The sequence below is a fragment of the Variovorax glacialis genome (genome assembly GCF_051216375.1).
In the GTDB taxonomy this organism is placed as follows: domain Bacteria; phylum Pseudomonadota; class Gammaproteobacteria; order Burkholderiales; family Burkholderiaceae_C; genus Variovorax.
This window is the reverse complement of record NZ_JBPJZT010000053.1, coordinates 1-2,807: the sequence shown is the minus strand read 5'-3', so window position 1 is coordinate 2,807 and position 2,807 is coordinate 1. Positions and strand designations below refer to the sequence as shown.

1 protein-coding gene is annotated in these 2,807 nt (G+C 65.1%); it reads left to right on the top strand.

The window, feature by feature from the left end; all coding sequences use genetic code 11:
- Position 1: 1 nt before the first annotated feature.
- Positions 2–2,807, top strand: a 2,806-nt coding sequence (locus ACSFBL_RS35490) for a type VI secretion system Vgr family protein (RefSeq protein WP_435520481.1), incomplete at its 3' end; no start/stop codon positions are given.

Sequence of the window (2,807 nt, the reverse complement as noted above, 5' to 3'; positions counted from 1 at the left end):
CATCAGCAGCGCCGCCGTTCCTGTCTTTCTCGGCGCACCCGCGCTCGAGCCCGTTCGCCTCTCAGGTTGCGAAGGCCTCAACAGCCTCTTCGAGTATGAACTGCTCCTGCAGACCCCCGACGCCTTGAACGTCGGCGCCAGCGAAGCAGCCGACTTCAACCTCGACGACTTCATCGGCCGAGAAATCACCTGCTCTATCCAGTTCGATGGCGCTGGCGAATTCATCCCTGACGTCGTCGGCGCGAGCATCGACCACATCGGCGCCGGCGTGCGCCAAATCAGCGCCCTCATCGCTGATGCCGCCTGCCTGGGCGAAGAAGGCCGTCACATCCGGTATTGCCTCACCCTGCGCCCCTGGCTGCACCTGGCCACCCTGACCACCGATTGCAAGATCTTCCAGAACAAGACCGTGGTCGACATCCTGGACGAACTCCTGGCCGACTACGCCTTTGCGGTGGACAAGCGCCTGATCGAGACCTACCCGCCACGCGACTACCAGACCCAGTTCAACGAAAGCGACTTCGCCTTCTTCGAGCGCCTGTGCCAGGAATGGGGCATCAGCTACTTCTTCGAGCATTCCGAAGGCAAGCACAGGCTCGTGCTCATCGACAACATGGGCGCCTACAAACAGAACGCGAGCGAAGCCTACCGGCAGGTCGAATATCACGCCCCCGGCTGGAAGGTGGACGCCGAGTACCTCCACGTCTTCGTCCCCGAAAACCAGCTCACCAGCGGCAAATACGCAACCCGAGACTACGACTACACGCGTCCCCGCGCAGGTCTCACGCAGACGCGAAGCGACCCGCGTCCCACCGGACAGGCCGATGGCGAGGTCTACCAGTGGCATGACGGCCGTGGCGGCAGTCACTACGCGCAGCCCAAGGCCGGCGCCGGTGAAGCCAACGACCCGCACGAGGAAGGCCGCTTCATCGCACTGCTGCGAATGCAGGCCCTGCGCACCCACGGCGCCAGGGCCACGGCCAGTGGCAACCTGCGCGGCATGACCCCGGGCTGCACCTTCAAGCTGAAGAAGCACCCCCGACACACCGCCAACGCCGAGTACCTGATCCTCGAGACCCAGTTCCTCATCGAAGACGTCGCGCAGGACAGCCAACGTCAGGACGCCGCAAGTGGCCTCAAGCAGCAGTGGCGCGTACAGGTCGACTTCACCGCCCATCCCGTCAAGGAGCCCCTGCGCCCCGAATTGCTCCGGGCCAAACCTCACACCCACGGCCCCCAGACTGCGCTCGTCGTCGGCCCGGAAGGCCAGAACCTCTGGACCGACGAACTCGGCCGCATCAAAGTCCAGTTCCCCTGGGACCGCCTCGGCCAGAAGAACCACCACAGCAGCTGCTGGCTGCGCGTGTCCTCGCCGTGGGCGGGCAACCAGTTGGGCGGCATCCAGATTCCGCGCATCGGGCAGGAAGTCATCGTCGCCTTCCTCGGCGGCGACCCCGACCTGCCGATTTGCACCGGACGCGTTCACAACCAGACCAACCTGCCGCCGTGGGAACTGCCCGGTCAGAGTGCTCTCAGCGGTTTCCGCTCCAGAGAGCTGACAAAAGAAGGCGGCAACAGCGCCGCGGGCCGCTCCAACCACCTGATCCTCGACGACACCGAGCAGAAGATCCAGGTCCAGCTCAAGAGCGACCACCAGCACAGCCAACTCAGCCTCGGCCACATCACCCGCATCGAGGACAACGCGGGCCGCAAAGACCCGCGCGGCGAAGGCTTCGAGCTGCGCACCGACGGGCACGGCGCCATCCGTGCCCAGGATGGCCTCCTTATCAGCACCGAGGCAAGAACCAAGGCAGCGGCGCACGTCAAGGACATGCGAGATACCCTCCAACGCCTGACTCAGGCGCGGGAGCAGCATGAAAACGGCTTCGATGTCGCCAACCGGGCCAAGGCGCAGGAAGACGGCGACCAAGACCAAGTTGCTCGCGCCCTCAAGGCGCAGAACGACGCCATCAAGGGCAAGGGCGGCACGGAAGAAGGCAAGTTTCCCGAACTGGCCGAGCCCCACCTCGTGCTCGCCAGCCCGGCGGGCATCGAGAGCACCACCGCAGGCTCCACGCACATCGCCAGCGACGCACACACTGCGCTCACCAGCGGCGAACACATCAGCCTGAGCAGCGGCGCCTCGCTGCTCGCGGTGGCCCTCGACGCCATCAAGCTCTTCGCGGAGCAAGAAGGCATGCACCTCGTGGCTGCGCAGGCGGACATCGACATCCAGGCGCTGGCCAACTCCATCAATCTGCTCGCCAAGCTGGAGATCACGCAGACGGCCGAGCGCATCACCATCCGGGCCAAGGAGGAGTTGCGTCTGGAGGGCGGCGGCAGCTACGAGATGCTCAATGCCCAAGGCATCGCCCACGGAACGCCGGGTGACTACGCCAACCACGCGGCCTCGCACAACTTCGATGGACCGAAAGCATTGGATGCGCTGTACCCGATGCTGCTGCCGGCGGGCCTGACTGCCGGGTCTTCGCAACAACTGCGCGAAGAGCAGTTCGTGCTGCTCGAACATGCCGGTGGACTGCGGCTTGCGCAGCAGAAATACCGCATCGTCTTCGACGGCGGGCGCACCGTGGAGGGCGTGACCAACGACCAGGGCGAAACCGAAGTCGCGCAAAGCATGGTTGCGCAGTTCGCGCGCATCGACGTGCTGCGCAATGCGGAAGATGGCGTACTCGCCAGCTACGAGCCCGATGTGAGGACACCCGCGGAGAAAACCTACACGCCCATGGCCGAGAAGCGCGAGCGCAAGCGGCAGACCGTGGGCGGCAAGGGATTGAAGCCGAACG